The sequence below is a fragment of the Phyllobacterium chamaecytisi genome, from assembly GCF_020164455.1.
Taxonomy (GTDB): domain Bacteria; phylum Pseudomonadota; class Alphaproteobacteria; order Rhizobiales; family Rhizobiaceae; genus Phyllobacterium; species Phyllobacterium chamaecytisi.
Genome location: NZ_JAIQWW010000006.1, coordinates 233,732 through 251,810, shown reverse-complemented (window position 1 = coordinate 251,810; position 18,079 = coordinate 233,732). Strand labels below are relative to the sequence as shown.

At 57.8% G+C, this 18,079-nt stretch carries 21 protein-coding genes; 13 read left to right on the top strand and 8 right to left on the bottom strand.

What is annotated here, in order from left to right:
- Positions 1-65 precede the first annotated feature (65 nt).
- Genes LB462_RS12000 through deoA form a run of 7 tightly spaced genes read left to right on the top strand, consistent with a single transcriptional unit; the run spans position 66 to position 6,777 of the window.
- On the top strand, positions 66-1,598 hold the full coding sequence (locus LB462_RS12000; protein WP_224508110.1) for an ABC transporter ATP-binding protein: 1,533 nt from the start codon (positions 66-68) through the stop codon (positions 1,596-1,598).
- Positions 1,595-2,146 carry a cysteine hydrolase family protein gene (locus tag LB462_RS11995; protein WP_224508109.1) on the top strand — a complete coding sequence of 184 codons (552 nt, stop codon included), beginning with the start codon at positions 1,595-1,597 and terminating at the stop codon, positions 2,144-2,146. Before LB462_RS12000 ends, LB462_RS11995 begins: the two co-directional genes overlap by 4 nt.
- Entirely contained in the window at positions 2,143-3,288 is a 1,146-nt protein-coding gene (locus LB462_RS11990; RefSeq protein WP_224508107.1) for an ABC transporter permease, read from the top strand. Before LB462_RS11995 ends, LB462_RS11990 begins: the two co-directional genes overlap by 4 nt.
- The gene (locus LB462_RS11985) at positions 3,288-4,259 is read left to right on the top strand and encodes an ABC transporter permease (RefSeq protein WP_224508105.1); all 972 of its coding nucleotides are present in this window, start codon (positions 3,288-3,290) and stop codon (positions 4,257-4,259) included. Before LB462_RS11990 ends, LB462_RS11985 begins: the two co-directional genes overlap by 1 nt.
- Positions 4,256-4,660, top strand: a complete 405-nt coding sequence (locus LB462_RS11980; RefSeq protein ID WP_224508261.1) for a cytidine deaminase — start codon at positions 4,256-4,258, stop codon at positions 4,658-4,660. Before LB462_RS11985 ends, LB462_RS11980 begins: the two co-directional genes overlap by 4 nt.
- The gene (locus LB462_RS11975; RefSeq protein WP_224508103.1) at positions 4,657-5,457 is read left to right on the top strand and encodes a purine-nucleoside phosphorylase; all 801 of its coding nucleotides are present in this window, start codon (positions 4,657-4,659) and stop codon (positions 5,455-5,457) included. The genes LB462_RS11980 and LB462_RS11975 overlap by 4 nt, the downstream gene beginning before the upstream one ends.
- A gap of 6 nt (positions 5,458-5,463) precedes the next feature.
- Positions 5,464-6,777 carry a thymidine phosphorylase gene (gene deoA, locus LB462_RS11970; RefSeq protein ID WP_224508259.1) on the top strand — a complete coding sequence of 438 codons (1,314 nt, stop codon included), beginning with the start codon at positions 5,464-5,466 and terminating at the stop codon, positions 6,775-6,777.
- Here deoA and upp read toward each other — a convergent pair whose 3' ends face one another.
- Both upp and LB462_RS11960 read right to left on the bottom strand, forming a co-directional pair.
- Complete coding sequence (upp, locus tag LB462_RS11965) at positions 6,778-7,404, bottom strand: uracil phosphoribosyltransferase (protein ID WP_112525651.1); 627 nt, start codon at positions 7,402-7,404, stop codon at positions 6,778-6,780. It lies immediately after the preceding gene.
- Positions 7,405-7,581: 177 nt separating this feature from the next.
- A complete protein-coding gene (locus LB462_RS11960; RefSeq protein WP_224508100.1) occupies positions 7,582-8,601 on the bottom strand; it encodes an adenosine deaminase in 1,020 nt (339 codons plus the stop codon).
- Between the two features lie 112 nt (positions 8,602-8,713).
- On the opposite strand from LB462_RS11960, the gene ubiE reads away from it, so the two are divergent.
- From ubiE to LB462_RS11940, 4 genes are all read left to right on the top strand, one after another.
- The gene (ubiE, locus tag LB462_RS11955; RefSeq protein ID WP_224508098.1) at positions 8,714-9,490 is read left to right on the top strand and encodes a bifunctional demethylmenaquinone methyltransferase/2-methoxy-6-polyprenyl-1,4-benzoquinol methylase UbiE; all 777 of its coding nucleotides are present in this window, start codon (positions 8,714-8,716) and stop codon (positions 9,488-9,490) included.
- Between the two features lie 7 nt (positions 9,491-9,497).
- Positions 9,498-11,075, top strand: coding sequence for a 2-polyprenylphenol 6-hydroxylase (gene ubiB / locus LB462_RS11950; protein WP_224508095.1), 1,578 nt, complete (start codon positions 9,498-9,500; stop codon positions 11,073-11,075).
- Positions 11,076-11,143: 68 nt separating this feature from the next.
- The gene (gene coaBC, locus LB462_RS11945; protein ID WP_224508093.1) at positions 11,144-12,532 is read left to right on the top strand and encodes a bifunctional phosphopantothenoylcysteine decarboxylase/phosphopantothenate--cysteine ligase CoaBC; all 1,389 of its coding nucleotides are present in this window, start codon (positions 11,144-11,146) and stop codon (positions 12,530-12,532) included.
- 23 nt (positions 12,533-12,555) lie between these two features.
- The gene (locus LB462_RS11940) at positions 12,556-13,080 is read left to right on the top strand and encodes a GNAT family N-acetyltransferase (RefSeq protein WP_224508091.1); all 525 of its coding nucleotides are present in this window, start codon (positions 12,556-12,558) and stop codon (positions 13,078-13,080) included.
- A 56-nt stretch (positions 13,081-13,136) separates the two neighbouring features.
- Here LB462_RS11940 and LB462_RS11935 read toward each other — a convergent pair whose 3' ends face one another.
- From LB462_RS11935 to dut, 6 genes are all read right to left on the bottom strand, one after another.
- A complete protein-coding gene (locus LB462_RS11935) occupies positions 13,137-13,682 on the bottom strand; it encodes an SRPBCC family protein (protein ID WP_224508089.1) in 546 nt (181 codons plus the stop codon).
- Positions 13,679-14,083, bottom strand: coding sequence for an ArsR/SmtB family transcription factor (locus LB462_RS11930; RefSeq protein WP_224508088.1), 405 nt, complete (start codon positions 14,081-14,083; stop codon positions 13,679-13,681). Before LB462_RS11930 ends, LB462_RS11935 begins: the two co-directional genes overlap by 4 nt.
- Positions 14,084-14,178: 95 nt before the next feature.
- Entirely contained in the window at positions 14,179-15,183 is a 1,005-nt protein-coding gene (locus LB462_RS11925) for a proline racemase family protein (RefSeq protein WP_224508085.1), read from the bottom strand.
- Positions 15,183-15,839, bottom strand: a complete 657-nt coding sequence (locus LB462_RS11920; protein ID WP_224508083.1) for an HAD family hydrolase — start codon at positions 15,837-15,839, stop codon at positions 15,183-15,185. The genes LB462_RS11925 and LB462_RS11920 overlap by 1 nt, the downstream gene beginning before the upstream one ends.
- 4 nt (positions 15,840-15,843) lie before the next feature.
- Positions 15,844-16,662, bottom strand: coding sequence for an isocitrate lyase/PEP mutase family protein (locus tag LB462_RS11915; RefSeq protein WP_224508081.1), 819 nt, complete (start codon positions 16,660-16,662; stop codon positions 15,844-15,846).
- A 29-nt stretch (positions 16,663-16,691) separates the two neighbouring features.
- On the bottom strand, positions 16,692-17,177 hold the full coding sequence (gene dut / locus LB462_RS11910; protein ID WP_112525631.1) for a dUTP diphosphatase: 486 nt from the start codon (positions 17,175-17,177) through the stop codon (positions 16,692-16,694).
- A gap of 165 nt (positions 17,178-17,342) precedes the next feature.
- On the opposite strand from dut, the gene LB462_RS11905 reads away from it, so the two are divergent.
- Both LB462_RS11905 and LB462_RS11900 read left to right on the top strand, forming a co-directional pair.
- Positions 17,343-17,735: a type II toxin-antitoxin system RelE/ParE family toxin gene (locus tag LB462_RS11905; RefSeq protein ID WP_370637117.1), complete on the top strand. Its 393-nt coding sequence runs from the start codon at positions 17,343-17,345 to the stop codon at positions 17,733-17,735.
- A complete protein-coding gene (locus tag LB462_RS11900) occupies positions 17,732-18,013 on the top strand; it encodes a helix-turn-helix domain-containing protein (RefSeq protein ID WP_224508077.1) in 282 nt (93 codons plus the stop codon). Before LB462_RS11905 ends, LB462_RS11900 begins: the two co-directional genes overlap by 4 nt.
- Positions 18,014-18,079 lie beyond the last annotated feature (66 nt).

The following is an 18,079-nucleotide window of genomic DNA, read 5'->3' as shown; positions in this document are numbered from 1 at the left end:
AAAAAATCCCGTGTTAGGGTCGAAACCTCGAAAAGACGAAAAGCTGAACAACAGCGGATGGGGATATGGCCGAACCGGCGATCGAACTAGTTGGAATCGATAAGCGCTTTGGCGCCGTCCATGCCAATCGCGATATTCATATGCGTGTCGAAAAGGGCACGATCCATGGCATTATCGGTGAGAATGGCGCGGGCAAGTCCACCTTGATGTCGATCCTCTACGGATTTTATCAAGCTGACAGCGGCGAGATACGCATCAACGGACAAGCGACCAGGATCGCAGATCCCAATGCTGCCATCGCGCTCGGCATCGGCATGGTGCATCAGCATTTCATGCTGGTTGAAAAGTTCACAGTGCTTGAAAATGTCATGCTCGGTGTCGAGGGCGCGCCGCTGCTCAAGAACGGCATCTCGAAGGCTCGCGCCGAATTGAAGCGGCTTGAACGGGAATACCAGCTCGATGTCGACCCCGATGCGCTGATAGAGGAGCTGCCGGTAGGGCTGCAGCAGCGCGTGGAAATCCTGAAAGCGCTGTATCGTGGCGCTGAAATCCTGGTGCTCGATGAGCCGACCGGCGTTTTGACACCGCCGGAGGCCGATCACCTTTTCCGTATTCTCGAGCAGTTGAAAAGCCAGGGCAAGACCATCGTGCTCATCACGCACAAGCTGCGCGAGATCATGGCGGTGACGGACAATGTTTCGGTCATGCGGCAGGGTGCGGTCGTTGCAACGCGCAAGACGGAGGAAACTACTGTCGAAGAACTGGCTGAGCTGATGGTCGGCCGGCGCGTGCTCCTGAGGGTGCAAAAGGGCGAGGCAAAGCCAGGCGATATCAAGCTCTCCGTCGAAAATCTGACAGTGCGCGACAGCCGCGGCGTTGTTATGGTCGATGATGCGTCATTCACTGTGCGTGCAGGCGAAATTGTCGGTATTGCAGGTGTTGCGGGAAACGGCCAGTCACAGCTGATCGAAACCATCGCCGGCATCCGCGCCGCCGTCTCGGGCCGTGTGCTGCTCGACGGCCAGATCATCGATATAACTGGCGCTGCAGATCCTGGAGAATTGCGCGATCGGGGTCTGGCGCATGTGCCGGAAGATCGCCACCACATGGGGCTGGTTCTCGCTTTCGAGGAATATGAAAACTCGATCCTCGGCTATCATGACGACCCGCTCTATTTGAACGGGCCATTTCTTGATCTGGAGGCGATAAAGGCGGATGCGCGCAAGAAGATCGAGAAGTACGATATCCGGCCGGGCGATCCGCGGTTGAAGACCGCCAATTTCTCTGGCGGTAACCAGCAGAAGATCGTGCTCGCGCGCGAAATGGAACGCGACCCGGGGGTTCTGATCATCGGCCAGCCGACACGCGGCGTGGATGTCGGCGCGATCGAATTCATCCACAAGCGCATCATCGAGATGCGCGACGCCGGCAAGGCCGTGCTGCTTGTTTCGGTTGAGCTTGATGAGATTCGCTCGCTTTCTGATCGCATCCTGGTGATGTTTGCCGGTCGCATCGTCGGCGAACGCGACTCCGACGCTGATGAGGGCGAACTTGGCTTGCTGATGGCCGGTGTCGAACACAAGGAGGCCGCGGAATGACGACGCAGGCGCTTATCGTCGTCGATGTGCAAAACGCCATCGATGATCCGAAGTGGGGAAGGCGCGGCCAGCCAGACACCGAGGCCATGATTGCCAAACTGCTTGCCGCCTGGCGCGAGCGGCGGCTGCCGGTCATTCATATCCGGCACGATTCCACTGATCCGGCGTCGCCCTACAGACCCGGCACAGAGGGCAATGAATTCAAACCGGAGGTCGCCCCGCAAGTCGGCGAACCCGTCGTCGACAAGCGGACCAACAATGCCTTTATCGGCACGGATCTGATGGATGTTCTGGATGAACTGCAGGTTCACAGCCTTGTCGTGACGGGCGTACTTCTTGAAAACTCTGTCGATGCGACTGTGCGCATGGCGGCCAATCTCGGATTTGAAGTGAGTATCCCAGAAGATGCCGTCGCAAGCATCGACAGGAAGGATCACCGCGGCAAGCTGTGGGCCGCTGAGGATGTACATGCGCTCGCATTGTCCGTGCTGGGCGGCGAGTATGCCCGCATCACCACGTCCGACAAAATCATCGAGACCTTGCCATGAGCCAACCTTTTGCCAAACTGCCTGCCTGGGCGGACTACGGCCTTCTTCCGCTGATCAATCTGATTGTTGCATTTCTGGTCGCTGGCCTCGTGGTGCTTCTGGTGGGCGAAAGTCCGATCGATGCGGCTGTGTTGATGGTCAAGGGCGCATTCGGTTCGGGCGACGGTGTAGGCTACACGCTTTATTATGCGACGAACTTCATCTTCACCGGTCTTTGCGTTGCCGTTGCTTTCCATTGCGGACTGTTCAATATCGGCGGGGAGGGCCAAGCCTATATTGGTGGTCTTGGCGTTTCGCTGGTCGGGCTCTGGCTCGGCAATTTTCTGCCGTGGTGGCTGACTTTCCCTCTGGCGATCCTCGCCTCGGCGTTGGTCGGAGCGCTGTGGGCGCTTATCCCCGCATGGCTTCAGGCCAAGCGCGGTTCACATGTCGTCATCACGACGATCATGTTCAATTTCATCGCTGCAAGTATCATGGTTTACCTGCTGGTAGGGGTACTGAAGCCTGCGGGCAGTCAGGCGCCCGAAACGCGCGTCTTTGCCGAGGGCGGACAATTGCCGGGTCTCGGCTGGCTGCTCAACCTCGTTGGTCTTTCAATGCGCTCGGCTCCCTTGAATGTCAGTTTCCTGTTGGCGCTGGTGGCGGCCTTTCTGGTCTGGGTGCTGATCTGGCGCACCAAGCTCGGCTATGAAATTCGTACCATGGGTTTTAGCCCGAAAGCGGCTCGCTATGCCGGTATCAGTGAGCTGCGGATCATCATCATCACGATGATGATTTCGGGCGCGCTGGCAGGAATGATGGCGCTTAATCCGATCATGGGGGCGCAACATCGTATGCAGCTGGATTTCGTCGCTGGTGCAGGCTTTGTCGGTATTGCCGTTGCATTGATGGGCAGGTCGCATCCTGCCGGAATCGTCCTCGCGGCGATCCTCTTCGGCATGCTCTATCAGGGCGGCGCGGAAATCGCTTTCGATATGCCCAATATATCGCGCGATATGATCGTCATTATCCAGGGCCTGGTTATCCTCTTTGCAGGCGCCCTTGAGCATATGTTCCGCCCCTCGCTGCAACGGATATTCTATCGTCTTGGACGAGCAAAAAATCGAACTGCCGCAGCCGCCATTGCCGGAGGAAACCAGTGATGGATCCTTTTACAACGGTCCTGCAGCTTTTCGATTCGACCATCAGGCTTTCGGCGCCTCTCCTGCTTGCCTGTCTTGCGGGGCTCTATTCGGAGCGCGCCGGCATCTTCGACATTGGCCTTGAGGGCAAGATGTTGGCAGGTGCCTTTGCCGCCGGTGCAGTCGCGACCTGGTTTGGTTCTGCTTACCTCGCGTTGCTCGCGGCAGTTTTGGTATCGGTCGCGCTTGGCCTCGTGCATGGTTTCGCGTCCATCACCCACCGCGGCAATCAGATTGTCTCGGGCGTTGCGATCAATTTCATTGCGGCCGGCACGACCGTCATCCTCGGCCAGGCATGGTTCAGCCAGGGCGGGCGCACGCCTTCCTTGCCGAATGCTGCGCGCTTCAATCCGATCAATCTTCCGGGTGCAGAAGCCATGCGCGGTGTACCGGTCGTCGGCCCGCTCTACTACGAACTCATCTCCGGCCATTCGGTGCTGGTCTATCTCGCATTCCTGCTTGTGCCTTTTACGTGGTGGGTGCTCTATCGCACGCGTTTTGGCCTGCGACTGCGCGCGGTTGGCGAAAACCCGGCGGCTGTGGATACGGCTGGTATTTCGGTGCCATGGCTGCGCTACCGCGCAGTGATCTGTTGCGGCGTACTTTGCGGTATCGCGGGCGCCTATCTGGCGACGGCGCAAGGGGCCGGTTTCGTCAAGGACATGACTGCCGGTAAGGGTTATATCGCGCTCGCGGCATTGATCTTCGCCAAATGGCGTCCGGTTCAGGCCATGTTCGCGTGCCTTCTGTTCGGCTTTCTCGACGCTGTGGGAATACGCATGCAGGGCCATCCGGTGCCGCTTATCGGCGAGGTGCCGGTGCAATTCATGCAGGCTCTGCCCTATATATTGACCGTTGTGCTTCTGGCCGGTTTCATCGGCAAGGCGATCCCGCCAAAGGCCGGCGGTGTCGCTTATGTGAAAGAGAGATAATGAAAGACCTGTTCGATGCGGCGTTCGCCGCCATGCAGAAGACGCATTCACCCTATTCGCAATTTCCGGTTGGAGCGGCCATTCGTACCAGCGACGGACGCATCTACTCCGGCTGCAATATCGAGGTAATCTCCTATCCTGAAGGCTGGTGTGCCGAAACGACTGCGCTGGGGCAGTTCGTCATGGGTGGCGGCGGTACGATCACGGATATCGCAGTCGTCGCAGAAAAGAAGGCGAAATGCACGCCTTGCGGAGGCTGCCGTCAGCGCTTGGCGGAGTTCGCTGGGCCAGATACCCGCCTGCACCTTTGCGATAATAATGGCATCGTTGAAACACTGACCATGAAGGATATTTTCCCTTACGGCTTCGAGGCGGACGTTTTGGGCAAGCGTGCCACATGATCGCACCTGCGACCAGCGCGCTTATTCAGAGGCTCAATGGTTTGGCGCCGCGTGTTGCGCTTGTCCTCGGCTCCGGTCTCGGTTCGCTGGTCGATGCCGTGGAAGACGCGGTTCGCATTCCTTATGGTGACCTGCCCGGCTTCCCGCATAGCGGCGTTTCCGGCCATGCGGGGGAGATCGTTGCCGGTTACCTCTCGGGTAAGCCGGTTCTGGTGCTGGCGGGTCGTGCTCATTATTACGAGAAGGGAGATGCCTCGGTCATGCGGCCGGTTATCGCTGCGCTGGCCGATCTCGGCGTCGAGATGCTGATTCTCACCAATGCGGCCGGCTCGGTCCGACACGATCTTGCACCGGGCAGTCTGATGCTGATCGATGATCATATCAACTTCTCCGGACTCAATCCTCTCATCGGCGAACCGTCCGACCAGCGCTTCGTCGGCATGACGACAGCCTATGACAGACAACTGAAAGACGCGTTTCTCCTTGCTGCCGGCGAGGTCAATGAAAAGCTGGAACAGGGTGTCTACATGTGGTTTTCGGGTCCATCCTTTGAAACGCCGGCTGAAATTCGCATGGCACGAACTATGGGCGCTGACGCGGTCGGCATGTCCACTGTTCCGGAAGTCATCCTGGCGCGGTTCTTTGGACTGCGTGTTGCCGCTTGTTCAGTAGTCACGAATTATGGGGCAGGCATGACCGGCGCGGAACTTTCGCATGAGGAAACCAAGGATGTTGCGCCGAAGGGCGGCGCCCGTCTTCAGAAGATCATCCGTGTACTGATCCGGGAGATAGGCTAAGCAATGTTGTTGCCGCAAGAAATTATCCGGCGAAAGCGCGACGGTCATACTCTGGACGCTGCCGATATCACGGCTTTCATCAATGCGATGAGTTCAGGGTCGATCACCGAGGGACAGGTTGCCGCCTTTGCCATGGCCATATTCTTCAATGGCATGAAACGGGACGAAGCCGTGGCACTCACCTTGGCCATGCGCGATTCCGGCGATATTCTTGATTGGTCGGACTTGCCCGGGCCTGCCGTCGACAAGCATTCGACTGGCGGCGTTGGTGACAACGTTTCGCTGATACTCGCGCCAATCGTAGCAGCCTGCGGTGCTTACGTGCCGATGATCTCGGGACGTGGGCTCGGTCATACGGGTGGTACGCTCGACAAGATGGACTCAATCCCCGGCTATCGCAGCCAACCCGACAACGCTTTGTTCCGCAAGGTCGTCCACGAGGTCGGTTGCGCAATCATCGGCCAGACTGCCAATCTGGCACCCGCCGACAAGCGGTTCTATTCGATCCGCGATGTGACGGCGACCGTCGAATCGATCCCGCTTATCACCGCTTCAATCCTGTCCAAGAAACTTTCCGCTGGCCTCAATGCGCTGGTACTGGATGTGAAATCGGGCAATGGCGCCTTTATGACGAGAAACCGCGATGCTGTGTCATTGGCTGAAAGTATTGTGGCGGTCGCGGCTGGAGCCGGGCTGACAACGACCGCCGTTCTCACGGATATGAACGAACCTCTGGCACTTGCCGCCGGCAATGCGGTCGAGGTCAGGAATGCCGTCGATTTCCTGACCGGGGACCGGCGTGACACCCGGCTTGAAGCGGTCACGCTGGCACTTGCCGCAGAGATGCTGGTTTCGGCCAAGCTTGCCCCAAATCATAAAGCCGCAACCGACAAGGCAAGGGAAGCCTTGAGCAGTGGCAAGGCGGCGGAGATTTTCGGCCGGATGGTCGCCGGCCTCGGCGGGCCAACGGATTTCATCACCCGGACCCGGCACCATCTGGCTGTTGCGCCCATCACGCATGAAGTCAAAGCCGCGCAGGCAGGCTATGTTGCGGCCGTTGATACGCGCGCTGTCGGGGTGGCTGTCGTTACACTCGGCGGTGGGCGCATTCGCCCGCAGGACCCCATCGATCATGCGGTCGGCATCACGGCGCTACAGCCAATCGGGGCAAGAATGGAAGAGGGAGAACCGATTGCCTTGGTCCACGCCCGAACCGACGCCGATGCAGCAGCAGCAGTAAAGGTAATCCAGGCCGCCTACGGGTTTTCCGAGCGCAAACCCCGCACGATTGCCCCAGTGCTTCGTCGGGTAGGACCCTGATTATTTCGTCCCGTACATGCGGTCGCCGGCATCACCGAGGCCGGGAACAATATAGCCCTTCTCATTCAAATGACTGTCGATCGCTGCGGTGAAAACCTGCACGTCCGGATGCGCATTTGTAAAGCGCTCGATACCTTCCGGTGCCGCGAGAAGGCAGAGAAAGCGGATATTGCTGGCGCCGCGATCCTTCAGCTTCTGGATGGCGGCGATAGCGGAGTTGGCCGTTGCAAGCATCGGGTCGACCACGATAATTAGCCGGTTGACTATATCCTCAGGCGCCTTGAAATAATACTCGACCGGCAGCAACGTCTCATGATCACGGTAAAGCCCGATATGCGCGACCCGTGCAGCGGGAACGAGGTCAAGCATGCCTTCGAGCAAGCCGTTGCCCGCCCGGAGGATCGAGGCGAAAACCAGTTTCTTGCCCTCGATTACCGGCGAATCCATTTCCGTCAGAGGAGTCTCGATACGGATATTGGTCAATTGCAGGTCACGCGTCACCTCATAGCAAAGGAGCAGCGATATTTCCTTGAGCAGTCGCCGGAAGCCCGCGGTAGAGGTATCCTTGTCGCGCATTATGGTAAGCTTGTGCTGGACAAGCGGGTGGGAAACAATCGTCACGCCCATTGGAAACCCCTCTTACTAGAAATTCTGCAGACTTTGGAGCCTGTTTTGAAAGTCGCTGCGGCGAGTCAGATGGAGTGGTCTTCGAGAACCGGAGCGCAGCGTACATTAAGTACGTGAGCACCGGAAGCGCAGAAAACCACGTCAGATGACGGCCACAGTAGAGTTTCAAGACGGTTCTTAGCTGCTTGAGACTGATCCTGCAAAGACCTCATCGGCAACGCGCACAGTTTTGTCCGGATAGAGCCGCTCCAGCAGTACAGTTCTCGTGTCTTCATCGACAAAAGCGGCCTTGAGCGCCGTCGCTGTAACTTCCGTCAGCTTCACGTCGTCATAGCCGAAATATGTGGCTGCGATCTCATATTCGCGCGCAAGATCCGTATGGAAATAAGGTGGATCGTCGGCATTGAGCGTTATCGGGACGCCAGCTTCGGCAAGCGCGGCAAAAGGATGCGATGGAAAATCCGGGTAGACGCCCAGCGAGATATTCGAACCGGGACAGCATTCCAGAACGACCTGCTCCTCGGCCAGCCGTTGAACCAGATCGGCATTTTCAATCGCGCGAACACCATGGCCAATGCGCGCGGGTTTCAGAGCGTCTAGCGCGTCAGCCACGCTTTCCCACCCCGCAAGCTCGCCCGCATGCACAGTGATGCCGAGCCCCGCATCACGCGCGATCTCGAATGCAGCCGCAAAATCGCCAGGGTAATGCATGCGCTCATCGCCCGCCATGCCGAAACCGGTGATGAGGGGATGCGGATTAGCGGCGATATATTGTGCCGCTGCTGTGACGGCTTCCGGTCCCTTATGACGCAGGCCTGTGGCAATCATCCGGCACTGTATTCCCGTCGCGGCTTTTGCACGCTGGATGCCCTCCGCCAGCCCGTCGATATAGGCCCGCGGGTCGAGCCCTGCGCTAATGGCGTGATCCGTCGATATGAAAAACTCCGAATAGATGGCGTCTTGCCGGCTTAACGACAGAAGGTAGTCTTCCGCGAGATCCGCGTAATCCTCTGCCGTGCGGAAAAGCATCGAAGCTTGATCGAATCCGCGCAGGAACGAGGTGAAATCATGCCAGACGAATCTGCCATTCTGGATGAATGCGGAGACGTCGGCACCATATTTAGTGGCTTTCCGTTCGACCAGACGGGGTGAGGCGGCGCCTTCGATATGGCAATGCAATTCGGCTTTCAGAACCATCCCGGTCACCCCTGACAAAACAGATCAACGCGGCGCTTCACCGCGCAAGAGACAATAGCCTTATGCGTTTCAATCTTCTATGGTTCTGGCGATTTGAAAAACAGGTAGCACAATGAGCCAGCAACGCACCGGTGCCCACGGCGGCATGGAAACGTCCTTCGGGTTTCAGGATGTCAGCGATGGGGAAAAGCAGACACGCGTCAATGACGTCTTCCACCGCGTCGCCAAACGCTATGACGTGATGAATGATTTGATGTCCGGCGGCCTGCATCGTGTCTGGAAGGATTCGATGATTGCCTGGCTCGCCCCCTCAAAAACGGCCGGCTGGAAAGTGCTCGACGTGGCGGGCGGCACCGGCGACGTTGCCTTCCGTATTGTTGAGGCGTCAAACCGCAATGCCCATGCGACAATCCTTGATATCAATGGTTCGATGCTTGGCGTCGGCCGCGATCGCGCCGAAAAACAGGGGCTTGCCGACAATACCGAGTTTGTAGAGGCCAATGCTGAAGAACTTCCCTTTGAGGATGCACGTTTCGACGCTTATACGATCGCCTTCGGTATCCGCAACGTGCCGCATATCGATCGGGCATTGGCGGAGGCTTTTCGTGTGCTGAAGCCCGGCGGGCGCTTCCTTTGCCTCGAATTCTCCGAGGTGGAATTGCCGGTCCTCGACAAAATTTATGACGCGTGGTCGTTCAATGCCATTCCAAAGATCGGCAAGGCCGTGACCGGCGATGCGGACAGCTATCAATATCTGGTGGAATCCATCCGCAAGTTTCCGCGCCAGTCCGATTTTGCCGAGATGATCCGCAAGGCCGGGTTCGAACGGGTTAGCTGGCGCAATTTCACTGGTGGTGTTGCCGCGCTGCATTCCGGCTGGAAGCTGTGATCGCAGCATGAGTAGTCCTGCAGCAATATTTCGCCTGATGCGGGCCGGATGGATCATGACGCGTGAAGGCGTCATATCCGCTTTGCCAGCCGAGGGCCTGAGTGGTCTCCCCGCCTTCGGTCACCGGATGGCCGGCCTCTTGGCCCGCCGCCGCGCCATGACGGCGCAGCGCTCCGAGCGCATGTCGCGCGCCATCAACAAGCTTGGCCCGTCCTACGTCAAGCTCGGGCAGTTCCTCGCAACACGGCCCGATGTGGTCGGGACCGAAGTGGCCGACGATCTGGCACTCTTGCAGGATCAGCTCGATTTTTTCCCTATGGACGCTTCGATCAAGGCTATCGAGGGTTCGCTTGGACGGACTGTGTCCGACCTTTTCGTAAGTCTTGATGAACCAATTGCTGCGGCATCGATTGCACAGGTGCACCCGGCCTTCGTTGCAAGCAATGGCGACATCAAGAAGGTTGCGGTCAAGGTCGTGCGCCCAGGTGTGCGCCAGCGTTTCAACAACGACCTCGAGAGTTTCTTTCTGGTGGCAAGATGGCAGGAGCGCTATGTACCTGCCACGCGCCGCCTGCGCCCGATTGAAGTTACCCGTACGCTGGCACAGACGACCCGTATCGAGATGGACTTGCGCCTTGAGGCCGCCGCGCTCTCGGAGATCGGCGAGAACACCAAGGATGATCCGGGGTTTCGTGTTCCGACTGTCGATTGGGAGCGGACTGGACGCGATGTCCTGACCCTCGAGTGGATCGATGGCGTGAAAATGTCGGACATCGAGGGCTTGCGCGCAGCCGGACACAACCTCATCAAGCTCGCCGAAACGCTGATCCAGTCATTCCTGCGCCATACATTGCGCGACGGCTTCTTCCACGCAGACATGCACCCCGGCAATCTGTTCGTCGACGACGAGGGCCATATCGTTGCGGTGGATTTCGGCATCACCGGCCGGCTTGGCAAGAAGGAGCGCCGTTTTCTCGCGGAAATCCTCTACGGCTTCATAACGCGCGATTATGTCCGTGTTGCCGAAGTGCATTTCGAGGCTGGATATGTGCCGCACCGGCATGATGTGGCGAGCTTTGCACAGGCCATCCGCGCCATCGGCGAGCCAATCCATGGCCAACCTGCCGAAACCATTTCCATGGCAAAGTTGCTCACGCTGCTCTTCGAGGTCACAGAACTCTTCGACATGGAAACGCGGCCCGAACTTGTCATGCTGCAGAAGACCATGGTTGTGGTCGAGGGGGTATCGCGCACGCTGGATCCGCATTTCAACATGTGGAAGGCTTCGGAACCGGTGGTTGGGAGCTGGATTCGCCGCAATCTAGGGCCGCAGGGCATTCTCATCGATGCGCGTGAAGGGGCTCAGGCAGTCCTGCATCTGGCCCGCCAGGTGCCCGAATTGGTCGGGCGCGCTGACCGGCTGTCGAAGGAATTCGACAGGATGGCGGAACAGGGTTTGCGATTTGACGAACAGACGGCACAGGCTATCGGCAAGGCTGAGGCCCGCCATACACGCTCGGGGCGTATCGCGCTCTGGGTGATTGCAATTTGTCTTGTCATCATCACCTATGAGCTTCTCAGCTAGGTATATATCGGCTAATGTGATTGCAATGATTGCATTTCGGCAATCTTTATCGGGGCGGGCGCAATCATATGGCCAGTATTACCATTCGCAATCTTGACGGTTCCATCAAGGAAAAGCTGCGTTTGCGCGCCGCGGCGCATGGGCGCTCGATGGAAGAAGAAGTACGGCTTGTCCTTGGGGAACTAGGAAACGCAGTTTCGATAGAGACCTCCGCAACGTCGACGACGATCCATGCCCCGGGCGCGTTATCCGGGCGTCGCATCCTGCTGATCATCGGTGCGGGAATCGCAGCCTATAAATGCCTCGATCTTATCCGGCGTCTGCGCGAGCGTGGCGCACAGGTGCGTCCGGTCCTGACCAAGGCGGCAGAAGAATTCGTAACGCCACTGGCAGTGGGTGCGCTCGCAGCTGACAAGGTTTTCACGGAACTCTTCTCGCGCGAGGACGAGCATGATGTCGGCCATATCCGCCTGTCCCGGGAGGCTGATTTGATCGTCGTCGCGCCGGCAACAGCTGACCTGATGGCAAAGATGGCGACTGGCCTTGCCAATGATTTGGCTTCGGCGATCCTCCTGGCTACCGATAAACGCGTGCTGATAGCGCCGGCGATGAATCCCAGAATGTGGAACCATCCGGCAACGAGGCGAAATCGCGCCGTGCTTCAAAAGGACGGCATTCGTTTTGTCGGCCCCAACAAGGGCGAAATGGCGGAGAGTGGTGAAAGCGGAGATGGCCGTATGGCGGAACCGCTTGAGATTGTCGGTGCTATTGAAAAGCTGCTCGACCGCAGGCCGAAACCGCTGGCGGGGAAAACCATTGTCATGACCTCGGGGCCGACCCACGAACCCATTGATCCGGTTCGCTATATCGCCAACCGCTCGTCCGGAAAGCAGGGCCACGCCATTGCCGCGGCCCTTGCCAGGCTCGGCGCAACGGTCCGTCTGGTCTCTGGTCCCGTCACGATCCCGGATCCGGAAGATGTTGCAGTGATCCACGTCTCAACGGCACGTGAAATGCGCGATGCCGTGGAGCAGCTTTTGCCTGCCGATGCCGCCATCATGGTCGCTGCCGTTGCGGATTGGCGCACCGCGAACGAAGCGGGCGAAAAGATCAAGAAGAAGCCGGGTGAAAAAGCTCCGGCGCTACAGATGATCGAAAATCCGGACATTCTTGCCGGGGTGGGTCACAGCAAATCGCGTCCGCGTCTGGTCGTCGGCTTTGCTGCCGAGACACAGGACCTGCTTGCCAATGCCAAGCGGAAGCTCGACAAGAAGGGGGCGGACTGGATCGTCGCCAATGATGTCAGCCACGCCACCGGTGTCATGGGCGGCGACCGCAACGCCGTGCGGATTGTCACCCGATCAGGGGTCGAGGAATGGCCGGATATGAGCAAGGAAGAGGTCGCGGAGCGCCTGGCAGCGAAAATAGCAGCTGCATTGCAGACGGTGGAAGTTTAAGTGTGGATCAGGAGACCAGAATCGTGATTCCAACGCTTGAAACCAAACGTCTCATCCTGCGTCCTCACAAGCGCGAGGATTTTGAGGCGCTCCATGCAATGTGGGCGCATTCTTCGGTGTATAAATACATCTCGGGCAAGCCCTCCACGCGGGAGCAATCCTGGGCAAGGCTCTTGCGTTATGCCGGTATGTGGCAGCTCATTGGCTACGGTTTCTGGGCGATGCAAGAGAAGGCAAGCGGACGTTTCGTTGGAGAGCTCGGCTTTGGCAATTTCGAGCGCGATATGGAACCGCGCATTGGCGATACGCCGGAGATGGGCTGGGTTCTCGCGCCGGAAATCCACGGCAAAGGCTTCGGAAGTGAAGCCCTTGCCAAGGTGGTCGCCTGGGGTGATGCTTTCTTCAAGCACGATCGGGCGGTCTGCATCATATCTCCGGAAAACGCTGCATCGCAGCGGATCGCTGAAAAGAACGGTTTCCGCAAGATTGCCGAAACGACCTATACGGAGGAGCCGGTCTGGATGTTCGAGAGGCGATTTCGACTGTAGTTGAAGGCCGGCAGACGATGCCGGCCAATAATGTTATGTAGGCGATATCTTCGCAATCAGCCTGCGATGATGTGCTTATATTCCTTCTCGAGCCGGGTGAACTTGTCCCAGAAACCGCTGGTCTGTTCGCCGCTGAGGTGATCGATGAGGACACCCAGATGTGTGTGCCAGCCGCTGGCAACGCTCACCATGGAGTCGTTGCTGCCAAGTCGTGTGTGCGTGACGCGGAGCAATGTATCCGATCCCGAGGCCGTAAGTTCGAATGTTACTTCGGAAGGTTCGCCTGTGGATTCCGGCCAGGTAAAGCTGAGGAATGACGGCGGCTCATAACGAGTGACCTTGCCCTTGTTCGTGTGACCCTCATATTTCTGGTAGTCGGCCGGGGTGGGCTCGTTTGACAACTGCGAGTGGTAAAAGGTCAGTTCAACATCGCCGCCGACATAATTGGCCATGGGCCCCTCGGCCAGCCATTTCTTGCGCTTGTCCGATTCAGTGAGATAGGCCCAGACCCGTTCGACTGGGCCGGGAAGGATGCGTTCGATGCGAATCGTACGAGGTGCTGTCACAACACCGAGACGATCATTTCCGACATGCTCGTTCATTTCGTGCTCCTTGACGTTTTATCAGATTTGGCAGGGCTCGACGTCGACTGTTCACTTGATCGAGCCAAGGCGCGATCTTCCTCGCGCAGGATTGCCTCGAGATCGTCGAGACGCGTTGTCCAGAACCGCTCATAGGTACGTAGCCATTCTTGCGCTTCCGCAAGGCGGGCCGCCTCAAGCTGGCAATAATGCGTCCGGCCTTGGACATGGCGGCGCACCAATCCGGCTCCTTCCAGCACCTTGATGTGTTTCGATGCACCGGCGAGCGACATATTGAAGGGCGTCGCAAGCTCGCTGACGGTACGTTCGCCCTCGGTCAGCCGGTGCAGAATGGCTCTCCGTGTTGGATCGGAGAGAGCATGGAAAACGGCGTCGAGGTGAGGTGTCTGAAATTCAACCATATGGTTTAATAACATCGAAATATTCGATAGTCAACCATTTGGTTTAATATATTTTCGAGCGAGTGTTTGGGGCCCACGAAAACAAAGCGAATGCGCTAGAGAACCAAAAAGCCCTGGCCGAGCGGATCATCGTCCTCGACGATGAACTCGGCTTTGCCGCTGTAGTAAGCGTGGCCGGAAACGCGTGCGGTAATGGCGTCGAAGTCGCCCGCCTTGGTGGTCGAGGCAACGAAGCCCGCAAAGCGTGAGCCTACAATACTTTCGAATATCCGCGCATTCCCTTCGCGAATTTGCCCCTTGGCAAACATCGCAGCGAGCCGCGCGGTCACCCCCGAACCCGTCGGGGAGCGGTCAAGCTGCGCGTCGGCGAAGATGCAGACATTCTTCGTCGGGCCTTCATTCCAGTCGTCCGCCCCATCTGTCAGGATCGATCCGTAGAGAAACGCCAGATCCTTATGGTCTGGATGATCGAGCGACACCGCCTCCTTTACGGCCTCGGTCAGGATAGTTGCAGCGTCAATGAAATTTCTCGCCGGATCGCGGCCGAATTCGAGTCCAAACTGATGACAGTCCGCCAAGGCATAGAAGGCCCCGCCATAGGCCACATCGAAATTGATTTTGCCGAACCCCGGCAGCTCGATCATCTGGTCGCCAGCATAAAGAAAGGCAGGCACGCTCTCGAATGAGACACCGCCGGATTTGCCGTCGCGTATTTCGACCGATGCCACGACCATGCCGCACGGGCATTCGATGTGGACTGTCGTCACGGGCTCCACCTTCGCCACAATCCCGTAGTCGACAGCGTAGCGGCCGAGCGCCATGATGGCGTGGCCGCACATGGTGGAATAGCCTTCATTGTGCATGAACAGCACTGCCAGGTCGGCGCCGGGCAGGTTTGGCTCGACCAGAACCGCGCCATACATATCGAAATGGCCGCGTGGCTCGAAGATCACTATCTTGCGGAGGTGATCCAGCCTGTCGCGTACATAGGCACGCTTTTCGAGGATCGTGCCCTTTGGCAGTTTGGGATAGCCGCCGGTGACGATGCGCAAGGGTTCGCCGCCGGTGTGCATGTCGATAACGGTCAAGGGCTCGGCCATCAGGCGACCCCCAGCATCGCCGGTAGTCGGCGCATATCATTGAAGAGAATGCCGCCGGCAGCCGCCAGACCCTTATGGTCTGCATGGGCATCGCCGCAATAGGAAAAGACACGCATGCCGGCGGCTGTGCCCGCCTTCGTTCCGGCAACGCTGTCTTCGATGACAACGGCCTTGGATGGCTCGCAACCCATTTCCTTGGCCGCATACAGGAACAGGTCAGGGAACGGCTTGCCGCGGGCCACCATCGAGGCGCTGTAGAGCACGTCCTGAAAATGCTCTATCAGACCGGTCTTGCCCAGCGTGATATGCATTTTCTCGACATTGGCCGATGAAGCAACGCAGTAGGGAAGTTCCGCCTTTTTGACCGCGGCGATGACCTCTTCGATATGCGGGATGGCCTCGACGCCGTTTTCGAAGATGACCGGTATCGCTTGATACCAGCGGTCGACGAAATCCTCGCCGAGCGGATAGCCTGCGGCCTCGATCTTTTCTTTCACTGCACGCATGGGCATGCCGCAGAAATCTTTGCGTACTGCCTTGAAAGTGGTTGCATAGCCGGAAGCGTCGAGCATTTTTACGAGATGTTGATTGCCGAGTGTCTCCGTATCGACCAGAACTCCGTCACAGTCGAAAATCACCAGCTCGGGTTTTGTCATTATTTCAGATGTCCTTGTCTGCGCCCTGCGAAAAGAGTTGCTGCAATTCGCCGAAGGGCATCGCCTGTTGACTGAATTCAAAAGTCCCTTTGTCCAGGATCTCGCGCGCTGCATCCCGGACCGCCGCAAAGGCGATGGTCGTCAAATACGGACCAAGCGATACACGCTTGACGCCCGCCTCCAAAAGCTGCGCAACCGTGAAGGTGGGGCCGGCCATCACGTTGACCGGCTTGGAAACCGACGAGCAGACTTGCCGGACAAGATTGATATCGCGGATGCCCGGCGCATAGAGAACGTCGGCGCCAGCTGCTTCGAATGCCTGCAGCCGCTTGATCGTGTCCTCGATATCGGGTCTACCATGCAGGAAGTTTTCAGCGCGGGCGGTAAAGACAAAATCTCCCTTCAACGCCTTGGCTGCCTCGCTCGCTGCAGCGACACGCTCGACGGCAAGCGAGAACTCATAGATGGGGTTATGGTCGTCCCCGGAATAGTCTTCGATCGAACAGCCGGCGAGCCCTGCAGCTTGGGCCGCGAAAATCGTTTCGCCCGCGCTGTCTGGACTGTCACCCTTGCCCTTCTCGAGATCGGCATTCATCGGAAGGCCCGTGGCAGAAATGAGATCCTTGCAATGCTGGATCATCATGTCAAACGGCACACCGCCATCCGGAAGACCACGTGAAAACGCAAAACCCGCGCTGCTTGTCGCAAGTGCCTTGAACCCGAGCGATGCCAGGAGCATCGTTGTGCCGGGATCCCATGGGTTGGGCATGAGAAAAATCCCGGGGGCTTCATGCAGCTGACGAAAAACCCTGCCCTTGTCCATGACGACCTCCAGTGCGGACGTCCTTTATGCTAGGACGTACCTGTTGAACCGAACCCTCCGGCACCCCGGACCGTCTCGCTGGCATGTTGCCGTTCTTCGACATCAAGCTGCACGACCGGAGCGAGGATGACCTGTGCAATACGCATGCCGCGTGTCACATAGAAATCGTCATCGCCGAGATTGATCAACAATACTTTTACCTCACCACGATAGTCGGAATCAATCGTTCCGGGGGTGTTGAGACAGGTAATTCCGTTTTTCAGTGCGAGGCCCGAACGTGGCCGGATCTGCGCCTCGAAACCCTGTGGTATTTCAAAGATCAAGCCGCTGGGCACAAGCGCTCTGCGACCGGGCAAAAGCAGCAATGGCCGGTCTTCCGGCACGGCGGCCCGAAGGTCCATGCCGGCGGAGCCTGACGTTTCATAGGAGGGCAATTCAAGATCCAGCCCATGCGGCAACCGGATAATACCGAGAGCAGGATTCTTGTGGCGAGCGGAATCGGATATTTTGGACATGAAAAGACCTTTTTCACCAGACGGCAGCCACGGTCAACTCACAAGATATGAAGGGTGCGTTGTTTGCACATAATACGCGCCAAACGCCATTTCAAAATCAAACGGCCAACTAAAGTCCAATTGCGCAATTGTCGGCACGGTCGGCATATCTCGGTTTAGCCGAGTGTGCAGAAATTGTTTGATTTTACGTACCGTAAACGGTACACTTGCGGTGGCGAATTGAAGAGAATAGCGGCAGTCTTCTATCAATCGGAAAGTGGTATTGAACCAGTCAGAGACTGGTTGAAATCCCTCGATATTGAGGATCGGCGTGTTGTAGGTTTTGATATTGCCGTGCTTGAGTTTGGGTGGCCGATTGGGATGCCCCTGTGTCGATCGCTGGGTGCTGGTCTATGGGAGGTACGCAGCAATCTTGCCCATGGACGGATTGCGCGAATCCTCTTTTGCCCGGCCCAAGGTAACATGGTCTTACTCCATGCTTTTGTGAAGAAGACGCAGAGAACGCCGGCACCGGATCTGCAAGTTGCTCGTAAACGGCAAAGGAACATTGGACGATGATTGGTAAACACTTTGGCTCGCCCTTCAATGAATTTTTGAGGGAAGAAGGGATTGACGAGGCGGCAACGGTCCATGCGATCAAACGCGTGCTGGCATGGCAGCTCGAACAGGCGATGCTGAAGGAGGGCATTACCAAGAGCGAAATGGCCAAACGGATGAAGACCAGCCGTACCCAACTCGATCGGTTGCTCGATCCTGCAAATGACAAGGTGCAACTCGATACCGTCCAGCGCGCTGCTGTCGCGGTTGGGAGAACGCTACATCTCGAACTCATATGAGCGTGCACAGCGTGAGCGTGCACAGCGCCTCGCAATCAACCATCGACTGCGAAGCCTGCGGCTGAT